This window comes from Rhizobium sp. BK619 (genome assembly GCF_014195245.1).
In the GTDB taxonomy this organism is placed as follows: domain Bacteria; phylum Pseudomonadota; class Alphaproteobacteria; order Rhizobiales; family Rhizobiaceae; genus Rhizobium; species Rhizobium acidisoli.
The window spans coordinates 196,652-214,118 of record NZ_JACIBH010000011.1; the positions used below are offsets into that span (position 1 = coordinate 196,652).

Genomic DNA, 17,467 nt, shown 5'->3' on the forward strand with positions numbered 1-17,467 from the left:
TTTAATGTTCGTTTTAGCTTTAAGCCGACTTGGGAACGGCAATACGCTTGGCTTTTGACAGGAACTTGACGACGATACGCTGAACTTCGGTTTCCGGTCCATTCGGCTTCTTCATGGCGAGCCAAAGGACAAAGCTGGAACCGATATAGAGAATACCGCCGGTGACGACGAGGATGGCAAGGTGCAGGGCCAGCGCCGGCTTGTCGGTGGGGGTGTTCAGGATATGCGACAATCCCCAGACGCCGGCGGCCATCAGGGCGACGCTCGCAAGGGCGCGGAAATTCGCCGCGAGCTGCTGGAAGAACGGCAGATTGATCAGCCGCTTGACGAGAAGCATGTTGACCACGGTCGAAATCAGACCCGTGAACACACGCGCATAAACGACGCCCGGAAGCCCGGCCATCATCAGGCCGGCGATGATGATGGGAATGCGAACCACCAGCATCTGCGTGTCGCGGATGAACAGCATCTTGGTATGGCCCTTCGCCATGCCGAGCGGCTGGACGAGCGAACCGAGCGTCTGCAGGGCGAAGACCGATGCGAGTGCCTGGACGATGAAGATGGCGGGAGCCCACTTCTCTCCCAAGGCCAGCCGCATCATCGGATCAGCCACAACAGCCATGCCGATACCTGCCGGAAGCGCCACCGCAGCCAGAAGCGCCTGCGCGCGCTGATAGGCTGCGATAAGCCGGACCGGATCGTTGCGGACCTTGGAAAAGCCCGGATAAATCGTCTGGTTCAACGGCGCCGTCGCCTCGCGCGTCGGCAGCGTCGAAAGCGTATTGCCGACGGTATAATGACCAAGCTGCGTGGCGCCGAGCATCTTGCCGATCAGCAGATACTCGATCCGCCAGTTCAGCGTATTGACGATCTGTCCGGCCGTCAGCCACACCGAGAAGGAAAACAGTTCCCGGGCATGGCGGAAGGTGATGCGCGGCCAGAACGGCAAGACGGTGTAGGAGACGATGATATTGGTCACCTGATAGGCAAGCGTGCCGATCACGAGCGCCCAATAGCTCTGGTAGATCGCGGCAATTGCCACCGTCACGATGAAGCCGACGAGCTTTTGCGAGACGTTCAGGACGAATTCCTGCCAGAAGATCAGATCGCGCTGGAGCATGACGCGGCGCGGATTGGCGAGACCGCTCAGGAGCAGGCTGAAACTCAGAGCAAGCATCACGCTCGTCAAACGAGGTTCATTGTAAAACTCGGCGATCGGATAGGACGCGGCGGCAAACAGCAGCGCCAATATGGCACTTCTCGTCACGCTCAATGTCCAAACCGCGCTGAAGTGCGTTTCGCTCGGAGACTCGTGGCGGATGAGCGCCTGATTGAGCGAAAGCTCGGTGACCGAACTCAAGATGACCTGGATCGTCGTTGCAATGGCGACGAGACCAAAATCCGCCGGTACGAGATACCAGGCGAGGACAAAGGTGCTGAGTGCCGAAAGCCCGTTGACGATGGCGCGGGACAGGCTCAGCCACATGCTGCCTTGAATCAGTCGGTCGGTCACACTGCTCATGGGCGAACGGCTCCCGAGGTCGAGCACATCGACCATTTGAGCGGACCACATGCACATTCAAGGTGCGTCTCACCCTTGCGGGCGCAGAGGGTATTGAAGGAGTCGAAAAGCATCATGCTTTATTGCCTCGTCACGAAACCGGTTGCGATCTTAAAGGGCGCTTGCCGTTTTCTTGGAAAAATCTTGCTTCAGCCGGTTCAGCTCGACCAGCATTCTCTCATGCGCTCTGACGATCGACTCGTCGGTGCTGAGCTGGCCTGGCTTCTCCGCCACCCGCTGCAACGTCTTGACTGTCGAACCGAACACGTAATTTCCAGTCAACTGGCGGATGCGGCGGTGACGGAACGTTATGTTCTTCAACAGGGTGGTATTTTTCCGCACGAGCGACGCTCCGACCTCGACGAGGTTCGACGGGCCGATCGGGTCGAAATCGATCTCCAGATCGAGCGCACTCGCCCAGTCATACCACTTGGCTCTGTTCCCCGGCGCGATCGGCCGGATCGCCCGCCACGGAACGCGCAGCGCATCCGAAATAATGCAGCCATGCATGGCTTCCGATACGACCTTATGTGATGCGCTGATTTCGGTCAGAACCTTTTCCACCGACCAGCGCGGATCGATATAGTGAATGCCGGCGAGATCGCAGACCTTGTCCCAGCTGCCGTACATGGCGCTTTCGTAGTGCGGCATGAAGGAGACGGGGTAGCGCTTCTCGATGCTTTTTGCATCCCAGCAGCTGCGCGTCAGGATGCCCGAATCGCCGATGGCGTAGCTCGGATCGATGCCGAGGACTTCGGCGGTCTTCTTTCCACGCACGAAATAGAAGGTCCAGTTGCCGTCGACTTTCGGCGGGTTGGTGTAGCCGCCATAACCTGAGCCGAAGACGATCTTCTGCATGTTCGGGTCGAAATTGTCGTAGAGGATCGAACCGATGCCGAGAAAGAGCTGACCTTCGTCATCATCGAAGAAGTCGGGCAGCAGCCGCTCCCAGAGCCAATGGTTGAGCTCGTCGCCAAAATTCTCGTGTTTCCCGCGATAGGCAAACATCTTCATCGTGCTTCTCCAGTCGGCAAGTGCGTGACGATCTGCGAGACCGCTTCGTCTTCGCGTGCCATGCGTCCGTAACGCGAAATGATCTTGATGTCGCTGCGGATGATCTTTGCCGGATTGCCCGCCACGAGCGAGCGCGGCGGCACGCTTCTGGTCACCACCGAGCCGGAGCCGATGACGCATTCGTCGCCGATTTCAACGCCGGGCAGAATGATGCTGCGGGCGCCGATGAAGCAGCGTTTGCCGATTCGCGTGTGAAGGTAGAGCCCGCGCGTGAGGTCATGGGTCAGGATCGCCGCCTCAAAGGCGACATAGGTTTCCGCGCCGATATGAAGGCCTTTCGGATTGGTCTTGTCGAACCGGACGCTTAGGGAAAAGCTCGCCGTCGGATCGATGTCCATACCCCAGAATTTCGTATAATAGAGCCACTTGGCCGTCACTATGCTGTTCCGCAGCGGCCGAAATACGTTCAGTCCCCACTTCGGCTTCTTTCCTGTCTGCACCATCAAGTCCGACCCCGGCTGGAAAATTCGTCTAGCACGGAACTGTAATAGTCCTCGAGCATTCCCGTCTGACGACGTAAGTCGAAGCGCTCGGCCACCAGAAGCGGTGCCCGCGCGCTGAAGGCTGTCCACAGGGACTGGTCGTTGAGCAGCCTTCCGACGGCTTCGGCCATTCCTGCGACATCCCGCTCCTCCACGAGATAACCAGTTTTCCCCTCTTCGATCGCTTCGCCCACGCCTCCCGAGCGAAATGCGACGACCGGAGTTCCGACGGCTTCCGCCTCTAGATTGGCGAGGCCGAACGCTTCGGCGTGACCATTGTCGAGGGTCACGCTGCCATGAAGATAAAGCTCCGCACTGGCGAGCAGATCCCTTATCTCAGTCTGCGACAGATTTTCATGGATCGTGACGCTTGGCAAGGAACGACGCGCCAGCGCCTCGATTTCCTCTTTCAGCGGTCCCTGACCCACCATGACGAATTCGACCGGGGTGCCGGTCGCCGCCACGCGCGACAGCGCGTCGATCATGAAGCGGTGGCCCTTATAGTCGACGAAACGGGCAATGGAAACCACCAGTCCTTTTTTTCGCGGACGCGGTTCCATTTTGAAGAGGTCGAGATCGATGCCGATATGGTGGCGAAAGACCCGATCGGCGCGAAAGCCGAGCGCCAGCAGCCGGTCGCGGATGAAATCGGAAACGGCGATATTCCAGCTGTTCCAGCCGGCCATCTCCCGGCGTCCCTTGGCAAAGAAGCGCACCTGGTTGAAGCCGCCCGGCTTTTTTGGATCGCCGCCATAGGTGGCGTCGAAGCCGTGGAATGTCGTGACCAGCGGCTTGCCGGCGGCGCGCGCCAGGGGCCCGATGACATAACCGTTCTTGCCGAAATGGGCGTGGATAACATCGGCATTGCCGATCGCGGGAAAGAGAAAGGGAAGGCCGATCTGGGGGATTTTCAGAAGCAGTTCACCGGCCCGCGCAACGGGAGACCGACGGATGTCATGAACCGGAACCGTGGATTTTTTGGTATGGGCGGAAGAAATTCGCGAACCGGCAAGAATTTCAGCTTCGAAGGAACGAAATGCCACCGCCTGATTGAGAACAAATGCCTGGCTGGCAGGCAGAAATTTTTCCACGTAAATAACGGCTTTTCTCATGAATCTGTCGACGTCTCCGTTGTTTTCTTACGCATCACATCGCCTCTATTGCCCGTCGGATGCCATCAACCGCACTTCTCGGCGTGTTGTTTTCGTCGTAAAGATTAACGCGCTTCGTGCAAGCCGCGTCGGGACCGGCCGCCTTCTCGTCGGGCTCGGCGTATTTTTCCGACATGCCCCATACCGTCACGCCTTTCAAGTCGCCACGCTCGGCCGCCACGGTGATCACGTCACTGAAAATATCGCCGTATGACGCCGGCGTGAAGCCTTTGTCGCGGTTGAGGAAGTGGCAGGACGCATCGAGTTCGGTGATGAAAACGCCGACCCCCATGTCCTTCAGCGCCGCGCAAAAGCGCCCCATTCCTTCCGGATCGATTCGGTCGAGGCCGGGCCGGAAATGCGCCTGCAGCCCGACCGCGCCGATCGGCGTTTTCCGGGCGACGAGGTCCTCGACGATTTTCAGTATGCGGGCGCGCTTCTGTTCGAACACGTCGGATTTTTTCTCCAGATGCGTTTCGTTGAGCACCAGCGTCGCACCGGGATTGGCCTGATGTGCCATGTCGAAGCTCATACGGATATAGTCGTCGCCAAGGAGGCGTCGGAAAACACAATCCCGCAGATCCGGCGCATCATATTCCAACGGCTCGTTCACCACATCCCAAGCGTCGATCGAGTTCTTATAGCGAGTGACAACCTGTTTTATATGACGGTTCATCGTCGCCTGAATCGTCTTGGCGTCGGTGATCTCAGACACCCACTCCGGGACGCGATACCAGATCAAAGTATGGCCATAAACCCTCATGTTGTTTTTGCGTGCGAATGCAACCATAAGGTCGGCATTCTTGAAGCTGAATACACCCGGTCTCTTTTCTGTCGCATTCCATTTCAGCTCGTTTCGCGGCGTTATCGAATTGACGTTGTCGGTGTAGATCCTGGAGGCGATTGGGTCGTTGATGTTCTGCAGGTCGATTGCCGATCCGAATCGGAATGCCTTGCTGTCGGCAACGGCGCGCAACCCTCTCGCCGGAGGCACCTGTGCGAGGACGTCGCCCGCATTGGCATACAACAGAGCAAGCGGAATCGAGGCGAGGAAACGTCTTCTATTCATTCTATCTCTCACTGTTGGCTTTTTTCATGTCCGCGGCGGAATTTAACGGGCCGAGCTCGCCGGCAACGATCCATCTCGGGGTCTGTGTTTCAATTCAGTAGAGTAATGCAACCTCAAATATACTGTCGAACTAGGGGATATTGTCGGTATCTGCTAGACTTTCCAGCTTGCTCCAAGATATAAACCGTTCTGGAGGGCGCTCGCGATGGAATATTGGTTTAGCTATCTGATGAGCTGTTTTCATATGGCATTTCAAAATGCCGCTTTTTTTATGGCGACCGTCCGAAACGATCTATTCCTTCTCGACGGCCGGCAGTTCGCAGCCCTTGTCTTCGGCGTCGTCGGCGTCATTGTCATCCTGTTTGCAGCGTTGATCAGAACATCCTTGCGGTTGCGTCGATCGGCGGTCGCCCTTCGCTCTCTGAGCGATGATCTTGCCCAGGTCACGCAGGACCTCAATGTCGAGCGTCTCTGGCGCCTGGCGGGCGGAGACGGCACCGAACGGCCGAGCGCGGAAAGTTTGAAAGAGCTTTACAGGATCCTGGCCAGGCATCACGACGATGCAAGTTACATGGCGTGACAAACCGACGGATAATCTCGGCAGGTCCTAAAGTGCGTCGCGATCTTTCAGATTCGCTCCTTGCACTTTAGCTCTTTGCTTTTACGCATGTCGTTGCCGCAAAACTAGCGCGGATGGTCCGCATTTCTTGCCGGTGCCTCGGCATCGGCAGGCGTGGATAGCTGTGCCGACGGCACGTCTGTCTCGACCGTTGGTTCGGGCGATGGAAGCCATGTTCTGTCGGAAAAATAGCTTCTTGTTCTTTTCTGGGGCCCGGAGGTCGCATCCAGCGACAGCGTGAAGTTATAGCGGTCGGGATTGAGCACCTCACGGGCGAAGTTGATGCTGGCTCCGAAACCGTCTTCCTTGACGTCCTTCAGATTCTTGATTGCGTTCAACGTCTCGTGAAAATCCAGCCATTGCGGTTGCCGCAACATGGTTTCGAAAATTCGCAGGATAGCGGGATCGAGCTGGCCGTTTTGATCCGTCTCGGGATTGATGATTTTCACCCGCATATTGCTGATCACGCCGGCGGCGTCGCCGCGAACGATGACGAAGATGGAACTCGGAAGCTGATCCTTTTCCCGCTTGGCGCCATGTTCGAAAAAGCATTCGAACGTATCGGCGTTGAAGCTCGCCGCCGCCCAATCGCTGGTTTCGATACCGGCATCGCGCAGAGCTGCACACATTGCAGGCCCGGATATTCGCCATGTGCGTAGAAAGGTCGACACGGTCTGCGCCACCGGCGGGTCGATCAGATGCAAGGGAAGCGTAAAAGTGGCGGGCGGCGCCGGGCGCGGAAGGGCTTTGGGGGGAGGCGGCGTAACGTCAGGGGGAAAGAGATCGAAGCCAAAATAATGGCCCACCGTCTTCAAGTGTTTCATGTCGTTGGAAAGAAGCACCGTCCCCATGACCAGTGACAGTGAGATCGTCAGCAGCAACCAGAAGACCACGGGAATCGTCGGTTTTCCCAATGGCTGTTTCGCATTTGCGGACGGCGAATTATCGGGCAAGCTTGTCTTCTCCGGTCCGAGAAGGATTTCGATCGGGCTGTCTAAATCCAGCAGTATACATTTATCCGTTAAATATCTTTGGCTTCGTGTCGGCAATTGGGCGCCTTTATGCCTCACCACCAGGATGGGCGCGGCAGATTCGGTGAAGATGCAGCACCATTCAATCAGGAACCGCTCATGCGGCTACGGGCAATGTCACTGCTAGCTCCATGAAGGCGGTCGCTGCTGGTCTGGTGTTTCGTAACTTTGAGATATTGCTTTCACTCATATTCTGAATTCAATGAATCCATTGAATTATTTAAAGTATTTTCTACGATGCTCCATCAGCTTGTGCATTCTGTGTTCGAATTTTTGGTATTTCGCGCATAGCTTTTGTTTTTAATAATAAAACTCCAGATTATATCTTTTTCTATCCTTGCTGTTTGGCGGATTTCATCAAATTTTGGACGCATTCTTCGATAGTGTCTGCCGCGCAATCGCGGAGGGGGACATGTCCGTCGAATTAGACGCAACTACCTATGTTCATGCCAAGCCGACAACCGCGCATTTCTACATCTTACCTGCCGTGCTTGACGCGCTTGAGAGCCATTTCGCCGGTTCTGCGAAAAACGACGTCTTTGATTTGGGATGTGGTACGGGTGGAGCGGCCGCTGCTCTTGCGGAGAAGGGTTATTATGTCGTTGGCGTTGATCCTTCCAGCGATGGTATTGCCAAGGCCAATATCAATTATCCCGAACTGCCGCTGAATGTCGGCTCGGCCTATGACGATCTTTCCCGGGAGTACGGCACGTTCAACGCCGTCATCAGCCTGGAGGTTGTCGAGCATGTCTACGATCCGAGGGCATTCGCCTCGACGATGTACGATCTTGTCAAGCCGGGCGGCGTCGCCGTGATGTCGACGCCCTATCACGGTTATCTGAAGAACCTTGCACTCGCGGCGATGGGGAAAATGGATGATCACTTCATGCCGCTGAAGGATCATGGGCATATCAAGTTCTGGTCGAAAAACACACTGAGCATGCTGCTGCTGGATGCCGGCTTCGATAAGGTCCGTTTTCGTTATGTCGGAAGAATTCCTGTTTTGGCCAAGTCGATGATCGCCGTGGCTCGAAAGCCTCTTTAGAGGCGGTGTCCAAGCGGCCGTCATTTCGAACAGCAGTGCGCGAGCGCAGGTTGTTTATACTGTGAGCAGCGCCGAAAAAAATCCTTACGAAATATTTACTTTTAGTTGCATTTTTGCTTAAACTCTCCATTATACGGCTGGCATGCTGATAAAGTGGGAGACTTATTCACATGAAGGCTAAATCCCCGAATTCGATCGACGTCTATGTTGGCAACCGCGTCAGGGTGCGGCGAAAGACGCTCGGGATGACCCAGCATGGTCTGGCCGAACTTCTGGGCATTACCTTCCAGCAGATCCAGAAATACGAAAAAGGAACGAACCGGATAGGCGCCAGCCGCCTTCAGCGCATATCCGAGATTCTTCGCGTGCCTATCGGCTTTTTCTTCGAGAACGGTGGCTCCGGACCGATCGAAGGCGAGACGAGCGAATTGAACAAGTTCTTGTCCTCGAAGGAGGGGCTGGCGCTCAACAAGGCGTTCATCGCCATCGAGGATCCGAATATCAGGCAAAAACTGGTGGCATTGGCCAAGAGTCTGGCCGTTGCCGGCTTGTCGGAGATCGACGGTGATTTGCAGGATCCGGTTGTAAACGGCTGAGGACGGATGGTGCATCACCTGCAGACAGTCGGCGATCTGCGGTTGATCGAGACGAATGGTGATTGCTCCGCCGTCCGATCAAGGGGCTGTTGATGACGGCCCATATCTATGCCGGTGCGCTATGAATTCAGCCCTACATCCGGCCCACTATTCCGACAGGATTATATCGCCAGGGGAGACTCTTTCCCGCGTCGAACCTTTTTTGGCCAGGTTCGGCATTACCAGGGTTGCGCGACATACCGGGTTGGATGATATCGGAATTCCCGTCTGGTGCGCCTATGCCCCGAATTCGCGGTCGATCGTGATTGCTCAGGGAAAGGGCCTGACGGATCTGGACGCCAAGGTATCCACTGTCATGGAGGCCCTCGAACGGGCCGTTGCCGGCGAACCCTTCGTCAAGCGCGTCCACGGTTCCTGTTCCCGCCTGCAGGCGATGGGCTACCAAGTCGACAGGTTGAGCTGCCTGACCGCCGTCCATAAACCCGATCTCGGGCCGGATGACGAAACCGAATGGGTTGCCGGCATCGATATCCTCAGCGGCGACGAGATCCACATCCCCTTCGAAGCGGCGGTGCTCGACCGGACGCGGGACGCGCGATACTGGATGTCGTCGGATGGCCTGGCTTCGGGAAACAGTGTCGAGGAGGCAATTTTTCATGGCGTCCTGGAGCGCATCGAGCGTGACGCTCAGGTGTTGTGGCAGGTGGGCGGGGAGGCCGATCTCTATGCCGGCTGCGTCGATCCTCGCGGCTTTGAGGATGGTGCCCTGAACGGGCTGGTCGACAAGATCGAAGCATCGGGATTGGCGCTCAGGCTGTTCGATATCACCAGCGACATCGCGATCCCCTGTTTCACCGCCATGCTGGGTCCTGGGGAGTTCATTCCAGGCTCCAGGCATATTTACGCTGACAGGGACATTCGCCTCGTCGAGGTGACCGGCGGCACCGGGGCGCACCCGTCTCCCGTGCGGGCGGCCATTCGGGCGGTGACGGAAGCCGTGCAATCCCGGCTGACCTATATCAGCGGCGCCAGGGACGATATTTCTCCTGCCACTTTCTTAAGGCCCCTCCCGCCGCTGATGCGGCGGGCCTTCGACGCGGTTGCCGCACCGCCTGCCGCCCTCCGCCATGACGGCGCGGCAGGCTATCGGGCACGGAATCTGACGGAGCTGCTGCAACAAGTGCTTGAGGCTCTGCGCAACCGAGGGATCGCTTCAGTCATCCGAGTCCGCCTCAGCGACGACACGCTTCCCTTCAGCGTCGTCAAGATCGTTATCCCTGAGCTCGAAAATCCCGAGGGGGAGCGCGCCCGGCGATTTGGAACAAGGGCTCTGGCCAAGGCGATCGGGTTTTGAAGATCATTTTCGCAGGTCCCAGCCTTCCCGATGCGGCATCGCTTGCCGGCGCGGCGGTCCGCGTCCTGCCGCCTGCCATGCAAGGCGATGTCCTGGCTCAGGTGGAACAGGGCGCCAACGTCATCGGCCTGATCGACGGCGGCTTCGAATATGCCGCACCGGTCTGGCACAAGGAAATTCTCCATGCTCTCTCGCTTGGCGTGGCCGTTCTCGGGGCAGCAAGCATGGGCGCCTTGCGGGCTGCGGAATGCCATCCGTTCGGGATGATCGGGATCGGCCGCATTTTCGAGGACTATCGCACCGGTCGGCTGGTGGACGATGCCGCCGTCGCACTCATGCACGCGCCGAGCGCGCTCGGCAGCAAGCCGCTGACGATACCCCTCGTCAATGTCAGCGCCACGCTCGATGCGATGGACGATAGCGGACTGCTGGCAGCTGGACTGCGCGAGCGGCTCGAAGATGCGGCAAACGCGATCTTTTTCAAGAGGCGGACGTGGCGGGCGATCGTCGAGCAATGCGCCGGTATAGCCGAGCCGGACCGTCCGCAGCTGCTGGCGACGCTTCTTTCGAATTCTATCGATCAAAAACGCATCGATGCCCTGGAATTGCTGAAAGCCGTGCAGGACGCCCGCGACATAAGATCGAACGCCGGTCTGCCCTGGAAGCTGCATTCAACCGCGTTCCGTACGCGTTCTGCATTGTAAATCGAAAGCGGAAATTCTCACCGGGGGTTGTGTCACGCTTTTTTCACGGGCTCAAACACCTCTGCGCGCGTATCATTGCTTCAATTCGTTGGAGAAATGCTCATGGGCGTGACATCGATTGCCAAGGCAAATGCAGACCAAGGGGCGGAAGATGGTCTGAACGAACTCATCGCGCTGGCGCGGATGATTGCCTACGCGCGACAGGTCGCTGACGATGTCAAGCTGCAATTCGCGACGAATTGCCTCGATCTGGCGCTCGAGGCGGTGAAGCAGGAAGTGGGGGAAGGCTTCACCAGGGAACTGGCCGAATTGAGCTCGCCGGTTCCGCAAGTGAGTGTGAGCTGTCACTAAAACAAACGACTGGAGCGGTTCTGCGCTTCCATAACGGTTGAACCGCTCTAATGCCTGTCGCCCGGAGGTGTCCAGCGTTCCGGGTGATATGCATTGGACAAAGGACATAACGCTCGGCGCGATGCGTCACGCCTTCAAACTTACGCATAACCGCGAAAATCAACACCGATCTTCGCGGTTATGTTTGTGCTGTTATGGAGGTGCGCTCGCGGAATCATTCGATCCCTTCGCGGGGGGAGATAACGGGCTCAAGCTCACGCCTGGGCAAATCCATCTCAACGGCTGTTTGGAGAGGTTCGGCCTGTTGGGGGCTGCGGATGGTCGACGCGTTGTTCAGGATCTGCCGGAAACGATCCGCTGGACGGCTACAAGCGAAGAGTTACGGTCTCTTCGACGTTGCTTCCGGGAAGGGAAGCGGCGCGATTTCGCGTTCACATGGCTTGTGCGCGATCGGCCGATCGACGGCCGATCCCTCATCTCAGTGGGTCAAATTGCGCTTCTGGGCCAGGAGTAAAATGTAATCGTCGGCAATGTCTGCGATGGCCATTGCGACTTCCGCCGGATCGCACCCTTCGACCTTCGTATTTGCAATGAATTGATAAACCGCCTTCTCGATCTGCTTCCGGCAGATCATCACGCGTTCATCGTAACCAAATTCCGGAATATGCGATGCTATATCACTCATCAGGTCGGCTCCCTCACTACTTACAGTGACCATGACACAAATTATAAGTTGAGCAAGCAAATGCTTTATGAAGGGTTAATTCCCTGTCGAGGTGCGACCATTTCGACACAGGTGTGGCGCACCATAAGACGCCTTCGGCGTGTTGAACGGGACGGGCTCGAAGAAGGCCGGTCGTTTCGTGTCGGAAGATCGCGAACGAGGCTGACGTCGCGGCTTGGCGCCGGTATCTCGGCCGGACATGCCGGAACCCATGCGCCGCGGTTGAGACGGACCGACCCGCTGCTGCCGGCGGAACTGCGCTGTGTCTGCGGTCTAACCATCTGATTTAGCGACATGTTGCACCATCGTATATCTCTACTGCCGTCACGGGACGCTCCTAAGTCGCACCGGCTACGCTCCGGCGCGCGGTCATCTCCACGACTGCCGAGCTATCGGGTGTGATCCCCATCCGGTGTACCCGCGAAGTTAGCGGCGCGGCTGAAACCCGAGGTGGGAAGCGGCTTCAGCTGACTTTTTGCCCTCCTGATAATAACTGGAACCGGGGTCGGTGGTAATTAAAGACAGAATAACTTGCGACCAGTAATCGGAGTGCTCAAGAAAATTTTTATCAAAAGGTTAAATAATAAGTTTCAGATGGAGGTTGTATTTAAATATCAATTAAAAGATGACGTAAATTTTATGCGTATATAATGACGCGATGTATTGTATTGCGGTTTTTGTGGTTTTATTAGTGATTAACATGTTCCGATATCGGCTGTGTGACATCGGTTGTTGGTAAAATTACATCGATGCGTAGGTAGGTGTCGGGCTCGCCATTGAAATATAGCTTCCGATATCGCCCGCGCGGGCGGCGGGCCTCCAGTTTTCAGTTGGAAAAATGTGAGTTTGTCTCATCAGGCAGATCTCTGCCAGGTGATATCATTATTCAAAGCAATATTTTTGTATGCCGATACAAAGGCAAGAGCAATCGCATTTGCGGCAAGCGTCCGGGAAGCAAAGCAGAGAACCCGCCGGGGTGGGTGGCGGGTCCTCCGGTAGAAATGCTTGCACAGTGCGTCGGTATGATTGCAGCTAAATTCGATCTTGTCTAAGATTTTTATTGGGGTAATTATACAATTACTTTAATTGTGTTTCTCCGGGAATAGTATCCTTCAATGGCTGCCAAATGGAGAGCTCACTCCGACGAGCATTCTCAACCAACCATCATTTCCAAGAGCAGGCGGCGACTTTGCCTTTGTGCACGCGGTAGGCCACGCAAGACCGGATCCGCAACGAACCTCCTGTATCAACTTGATGATGACGAGAGTTCTGTGGATCGCATTTCGGGCGGCCTCAGCCGGTGAGAACGCCGATCGCGCGACTGAGCATACCGTTTGGTCCACCCCAATGCGAGGCCTGAGCGATGCGGAACGGAGTTGCCCTCGTCGGGGTCTCGGCGAGGCGGGATGGATACAGGTCAGCTTCCTCACAGGTAGATGGTAACCGTCTTTTTGGCGGCCGCGTCGCTTTTGTAGCGGCAATCTATCGACTACCAACAGCTGCTGGCTAGAAATATCTTTGTCGTATAACCATTACTCCGTTTATGGAAACTCAAACGTCCATCTGGCGTAACCATCTTTGCGATGGCGTGGATTTCGGAGTTGAGAGCTTGAAGAAATCGGCAGGAAGTGAAGTCACTGTTGCTGTTGTAATCCCAGCCTACAACGCGGAAGGAACTCTGGCTGAAACAATCAGCAGCGTTCGCAATCAAACGCATCGCGCGCTCGATATCGTCGTTGTGGACGACGGTTCTAAGGACGATACCCTGGCGATTGCGCAAGAAATCGTTGAAATCGATCCGCGCGTGCGAGTATTGAAGCAAAGAAATTCAGGGGTCGCTGCTGCTCGAAATGCGGGTTGGCGCTCTACCTCTGCCGACCTGGTGGCGTTCCTAGATGCTGATGACCTCTGGTCACCCGATAAAATTGAGCGACAGTTGGTGGCATTGGAGTCAGGGGGGCCACAAGTCGGGCTGGTCTACACTTGGTATGCGATGATCGACCACAACAATTACGTCATTTACCGGAGCAATGAGGTTTCCGTCGAGGGAGATGTGCTCGACGACGTACTTGCTCAAAACTTCATTGGAAATGGAAGCTCGCCACTTGTACGGCGGACTGTCCTCGAAGCGACGGGAGGATTTGACTCCTCGCTCCAGCAGCGCAAGGCGCAGGGATGTGAAGATTATCTCTTCTACTGCCTAGCCGCTGAACTCTCGCATTTTGCAGTAGTGCCGGATCATCTAGTCGGCTATCGCCAAACCCCCGACAACATGTCAGCCAATTTGGCGCGAATGCTTCGGTCCTGGATTCTGGTCGCGGATGAAATGCTAAAGAGGCACCCGGAAAAGGTTCTTGCAATCCGGGCAGGCCTAAGCCGCTGTGGCCGGTGGCTCGCCCAGAGGGCGGTTGAACAAGGCCAATACCGCGCGCTCATCGGACTTGTGGCTACCATGTCGGGATATGACAAGCCCATTGCCGCGGAGATGCTTGTGGTCGACGCGAGAGCAAAGGCAATGGCGAACCTCAAAAAAAAGGCTCGATCATGGCTGAGGCAGGAACCCAATTTCTCTCCAAATCCCAATCATCGCTTTGCTCTAGGAACAAAGTACGATGCGGGTTGGACGGTGGACCACCCCATTCTTGTCTCAGCTAACTAGCAGATTTGCGAACTCTGACTGGGTGATCCCGCGAAAAACCTCCTGTCTTTTCAATGCGAGCTTATCTGCATCCGCCCGCACTGCGCCGCCGACGCAGCTTAACCCGATCCGGTAACCACACTGTTCGGCTATGTCCCGGATAGCGGGGTCGAAGTCGCCGTACGGATATGCGATCGCCAGCACTTCCCGACCCAGGCATTTTTCAAGCATGGCTTTGGAGCCGGCAAGCTCTCGCAACAGGCTCTCCGGTGCCAGGGCAGATAGACGCACGTGCCGGACACCGTGGGCGCCGAGCGTCACGTCGCTTTTCGCGACTGCCGCAAGTTCCTCCCACGTCAGCAGTGGAGCTGGCGATCCATAGGCCGAATCCCATATTGCAGAGCCGCCGACCCTGCCGGTTGGGACGAAGAGTGAGGATGGGAAGCCGTATCGATGTAGCAGTGGGAGGGCATGCGTCATGAAATCGCGTGTAGCGTCGTCGAAGGTCAGAACCAATGTCTTTTCGGGCGGTTTGGCACCTTCATCGAAACAAGCAAGCAGCCGATCCAAAGTCATGCCGCGCCATCCGGCGTCGCGCAGGAAGGCCAGTTGAGCTTCGAAAGCCTCCGGAGACTGGCGGTATCGAGCCAGCTGTTCAGCACCGTCGTCCGAAACCTGATGGTACATCAGGATCGGGACATCGTTCCAGTCGGCGGCGGCTTCCACAACTTGCCCCCCTCTCCAGCGTACCTGGCTGGCGACCTGAAGAGGCAAAGGCTGCGCTGTGTTTACTTCCACGCGTGTCGGCTCAAGGAAGCCCCCGTGCTCCACCTTCTCGAACCTTTGGATTCTATAGAGCGGACTCCTGGCTTCAACCGAGAGAGTTAAATCCGGATGCTGGTCAAACATCTCACCTATGCCGACCGCACCGAATTCATGCGGCCACCCAAATCCCGTCTCATTCGGCATATCAACCAGGAGGTTGGCGTGGGCGGTCACGAACCAACCACCAGGGCGAAGGCTGCCTGCAATCTTATCGACAATCTGCCGAAGTTTTTCTCTGTTCTCGAAATAGTACAGAACTTCACTGCAGACGATGAGATCGTAAGGCCCTTCCAGCTCGTCGCGCAAAAGATCCAACTGCCGATAGGCTACCGCAGAATCATCGTCCTGGAGCGAGGCCGCTCGAGCGACTGCCGACGCCGAAATGTCGGTCGCCAGCAGGTTGTCGACGCGGGAGGCCAACATCCGTGTAAAGGTTCCTTCCGCGCAGGCCAGCTCAAGGCCGTTTGAAAAGCGCCGATCGTCCAACACCGAGAGTGTTTGAAGGTATTTCACAGTCTCATAGTTGTTTCGGTAGTCCCAAGGATCGACCTGGGAAAACAGTTCCTCCCAGTACGCCTCCGTATCGTACCTCGGCACCTCATCGCCCGCCGGGCCGGTTTTTTTCGACGGCGTCTCCTTTAACATCTGCGCCGAGGCTGCAACTGCCCGCTGACTTTCCTCTTCAACGATTCGATCGAATTCGGCGCGCCCGGCATGCGCGACGCCCAATATTGAGTCGACAGGTGTTGGTGCCGGCTCCTCCTTGCTGCCCCAACCCGCGACTGTCTTAGCTTCTGCCCAATATGATATTTTCGCCATGAGCTTCAGCACCCGTTGAGCTACCCCCCGGTGGCTGGGCGCTGCCATGCTGGCGGCGGCGACGCGCCCGTCATCCTGATCAGGAAGATTGACGAAGCCGTCCTCTGCCACCGCCGTTGGGTCCGTCGGATCGTCGAACTCCAGGCCGAACATCATCCTAAGTCGATTTCGTATGGCATCGGCTTCGATTGCTCCGAAGACAACAAACTCCAGTTGCCCTAGCAGCGTCGGGCCTCGCCAGATGCAACAGCGCAGCCGCTCAATGCCGGGCAAGATAAGGTCGACGATAGGTCGATCCAAATCGATTGGCTGTATCCTCGTTGTTCCGATCGTGGCGGGCACGTCGGTCGGCAGTTGGTCGGCGATCTTTCGTTCCAGTGCACGAACCAGCAGCGAACCAAAAGCTTCTTGGGGACTATGCCGATTAAACCAAGCCTCCAGGTCGGGAAGCTTGTCCTGGATCTTCGACCAGAGTCCGGGCCAAATCGGCTCGCCCGGGAAGGCGCCGACCACAATCCCGTCCATCATGATTGCGCTGAGCGCGTAGGCGTCGGCGTCAGGTGGGATAGGCTCTGCCACCCGGTCAAGCAGTTCGCCAGGATTGTCGCCCTGACCTATTGTGGCGCCGACGAGCCAGGTCGCGAGATACCAGCACGCTGTTCCCAACGCGGCTTGTGTTATTCCCTGGGCGAGGGCCGGCACTGGATAGGCAATGCGCGGATCGGAATGGTGGCCGCGCCGGATCACCTTAAGACCAAAATCGAGATGCTTAACCCTGTTTGACGACAGCGAACCGGCCTCTACGCTAACGTCAGCCATCAGGCCTTCAACCGGCGCAAACTCGGCGCCAGCTCGAGCGAGGCGCTGCCACAGGTCCCAGTCCTCGCACATTGTCATCTCTGGATCGAAGCCGCCGATTTCTGCAAGCCGGGACCGGCGAAGCAAGGCGGCGTGGATCGCGAAGGGGCAATAGCGCGCTGTTTCGGCAAACGGATTGTCCATTTTCACCGCGGGGTGAGACTGCCACCAGGGAGCACCATCTTTCAGGCGGCGCCAACCGCAATGCAGAATGTCGGCCTGCGGCAAAGCTCGTGTGTGATTCAACATGGTTTCGAGGTGAAAGGGTGCCAGCGCGTCGTCAGAGTCGAGAAAGACGACCCAGTCGCCTTTCGCCTGTGCCAGTCCCGCATTGCGAGCAGCTGAAACGCCGCTCTGCTCCTGCCGCAGCACACGGAAGCGCGTATCCCGGGCCGCAAAACGGTCCGCGATCTCAGCAGTCCGATCGGTTGAACCATCATCAATGATGACACATTCCCAGTCGGCATGACTTTGCGCTATCAGGCTCTCCAAGGTCGAAGAAATCGTTGTTTCCGCTTCATGCGCCGGTGTAATGATGGAAACCATCGGCATAATTGTTGCTTCCT

At 56.8% G+C, this 17,467-nt stretch carries 15 protein-coding genes; 7 read left to right on the plus strand and 8 right to left on the minus strand.

The features are described from left to right. Nucleotides 1-19: 19 nt before the first annotated feature. The 5 genes from FHX14_RS21780 to FHX14_RS21800 form a co-directional block, all read right to left on the minus strand. Nucleotides 20-1,522 (minus strand): lipopolysaccharide biosynthesis protein, encoded by a 1,503-nt coding sequence (locus tag FHX14_RS21780; protein WP_003590726.1) that lies wholly within the window; start codon nucleotides 1,520-1,522, stop codon nucleotides 20-22. Nucleotides 1,523-1,672: 150 nt separating this feature from the next. Next, nucleotides 1,673-2,575 carry an exopolysaccharide glucosyl ketal-pyruvate-transferase gene (gene pssM / locus FHX14_RS21785; protein WP_003590729.1) on the minus strand — a complete coding sequence of 301 codons (903 nt, stop codon included), beginning with the start codon at nucleotides 2,573-2,575 and terminating at the stop codon, nucleotides 1,673-1,675. Then, entirely contained in the window at nucleotides 2,572-3,078 is a 507-nt protein-coding gene (locus FHX14_RS21790; protein ID WP_003590730.1) for an acyltransferase, read from the minus strand. The genes pssM and FHX14_RS21790 overlap by 4 nt, the downstream gene beginning before the upstream one ends. Then, nucleotides 3,078-4,229 carry a glycosyltransferase gene (locus tag FHX14_RS21795; protein WP_003590733.1) on the minus strand — a complete coding sequence of 384 codons (1,152 nt, stop codon included), beginning with the start codon at nucleotides 4,227-4,229 and terminating at the stop codon, nucleotides 3,078-3,080. The genes FHX14_RS21790 and FHX14_RS21795 overlap by 1 nt, the downstream gene beginning before the upstream one ends. Nucleotides 4,230-4,263: 34 nt before the next feature. Next, nucleotides 4,264-5,337: an endo-1,4-beta-xylanase gene (locus FHX14_RS21800; protein WP_003590735.1), complete on the minus strand. Its 1,074-nt coding sequence runs from the start codon at nucleotides 5,335-5,337 to the stop codon at nucleotides 4,264-4,266. A gap of 244 nt (nucleotides 5,338-5,581) precedes the next feature. On the opposite strand from FHX14_RS21800, the gene FHX14_RS21805 reads away from it, so the two are divergent. Next, nucleotides 5,582-5,917 (plus strand): hypothetical protein, encoded by a 336-nt coding sequence (locus FHX14_RS21805; RefSeq protein ID WP_245279779.1) that lies wholly within the window; start codon nucleotides 5,582-5,584, stop codon nucleotides 5,915-5,917. Between the two features lie 104 nt (nucleotides 5,918-6,021). Here FHX14_RS21805 and FHX14_RS21810 read toward each other — a convergent pair whose 3' ends face one another. Beyond that, nucleotides 6,022-6,909, minus strand: a complete 888-nt coding sequence (locus FHX14_RS21810) for a DUF6030 family protein (RefSeq protein WP_003590739.1) — start codon at nucleotides 6,907-6,909, stop codon at nucleotides 6,022-6,024. A gap of 490 nt (nucleotides 6,910-7,399) precedes the next feature. Here FHX14_RS21810 and FHX14_RS21815 point away from each other — a divergent pair, with 490 nt between their 5' ends. From FHX14_RS21815 to FHX14_RS21835, 5 genes are all read left to right on the plus strand, one after another. Further along, on the plus strand, nucleotides 7,400-8,032 hold the full coding sequence (locus FHX14_RS21815) for a class I SAM-dependent methyltransferase (RefSeq protein ID WP_003590741.1): 633 nt from the start codon (nucleotides 7,400-7,402) through the stop codon (nucleotides 8,030-8,032). 170 nt (nucleotides 8,033-8,202) lie between these two features. After that, entirely contained in the window at nucleotides 8,203-8,628 is a 426-nt protein-coding gene (locus FHX14_RS21820) for a helix-turn-helix transcriptional regulator (RefSeq protein ID WP_003590742.1), read from the plus strand. 163 nt (nucleotides 8,629-8,791) lie between these two features. After that, nucleotides 8,792-9,982 carry a YcaO-like family protein gene (locus FHX14_RS21825; protein WP_037074042.1) on the plus strand — a complete coding sequence of 397 codons (1,191 nt, stop codon included), beginning with the start codon at nucleotides 8,792-8,794 and terminating at the stop codon, nucleotides 9,980-9,982. Further along, the gene (locus FHX14_RS21830; RefSeq protein ID WP_003590745.1) at nucleotides 9,979-10,686 is read left to right on the plus strand and encodes a TfuA-like protein; all 708 of its coding nucleotides are present in this window, start codon (nucleotides 9,979-9,981) and stop codon (nucleotides 10,684-10,686) included. The genes FHX14_RS21825 and FHX14_RS21830 overlap by 4 nt, the downstream gene beginning before the upstream one ends. 102 nt (nucleotides 10,687-10,788) lie before the next feature. Beyond that, nucleotides 10,789-11,037, plus strand: a complete 249-nt coding sequence (locus FHX14_RS21835; RefSeq protein WP_003590747.1) for a hypothetical protein — start codon at nucleotides 10,789-10,791, stop codon at nucleotides 11,035-11,037. A gap of 478 nt (nucleotides 11,038-11,515) precedes the next feature. Here the strand turns inward: FHX14_RS21835 and FHX14_RS21840 are convergent, their stop codons facing one another. Beyond that, the gene (locus tag FHX14_RS21840) at nucleotides 11,516-11,722 is read right to left on the minus strand and encodes a hypothetical protein (RefSeq protein WP_012558648.1); all 207 of its coding nucleotides are present in this window, start codon (nucleotides 11,720-11,722) and stop codon (nucleotides 11,516-11,518) included. Between the two features lie 1,648 nt (nucleotides 11,723-13,370). On the opposite strand from FHX14_RS21840, the gene FHX14_RS21845 reads away from it, so the two are divergent. Further along, nucleotides 13,371-14,420, plus strand: a complete 1,050-nt coding sequence (locus tag FHX14_RS21845; protein ID WP_003590751.1) for a glycosyltransferase family A protein — start codon at nucleotides 13,371-13,373, stop codon at nucleotides 14,418-14,420. On the opposite strand, the gene FHX14_RS21850 is transcribed toward FHX14_RS21845, so the two are convergent. Beyond that, nucleotides 14,409-17,453, minus strand: a complete 3,045-nt coding sequence (locus tag FHX14_RS21850; protein ID WP_003590753.1) for a trifunctional glycosyltransferase/class I SAM-dependent methyltransferase/polysaccharide deacetylase — start codon at nucleotides 17,451-17,453, stop codon at nucleotides 14,409-14,411. The genes FHX14_RS21845 and FHX14_RS21850 overlap by 12 nt on opposite strands. Between the last annotated feature and the right edge of the window lie 14 nt (nucleotides 17,454-17,467).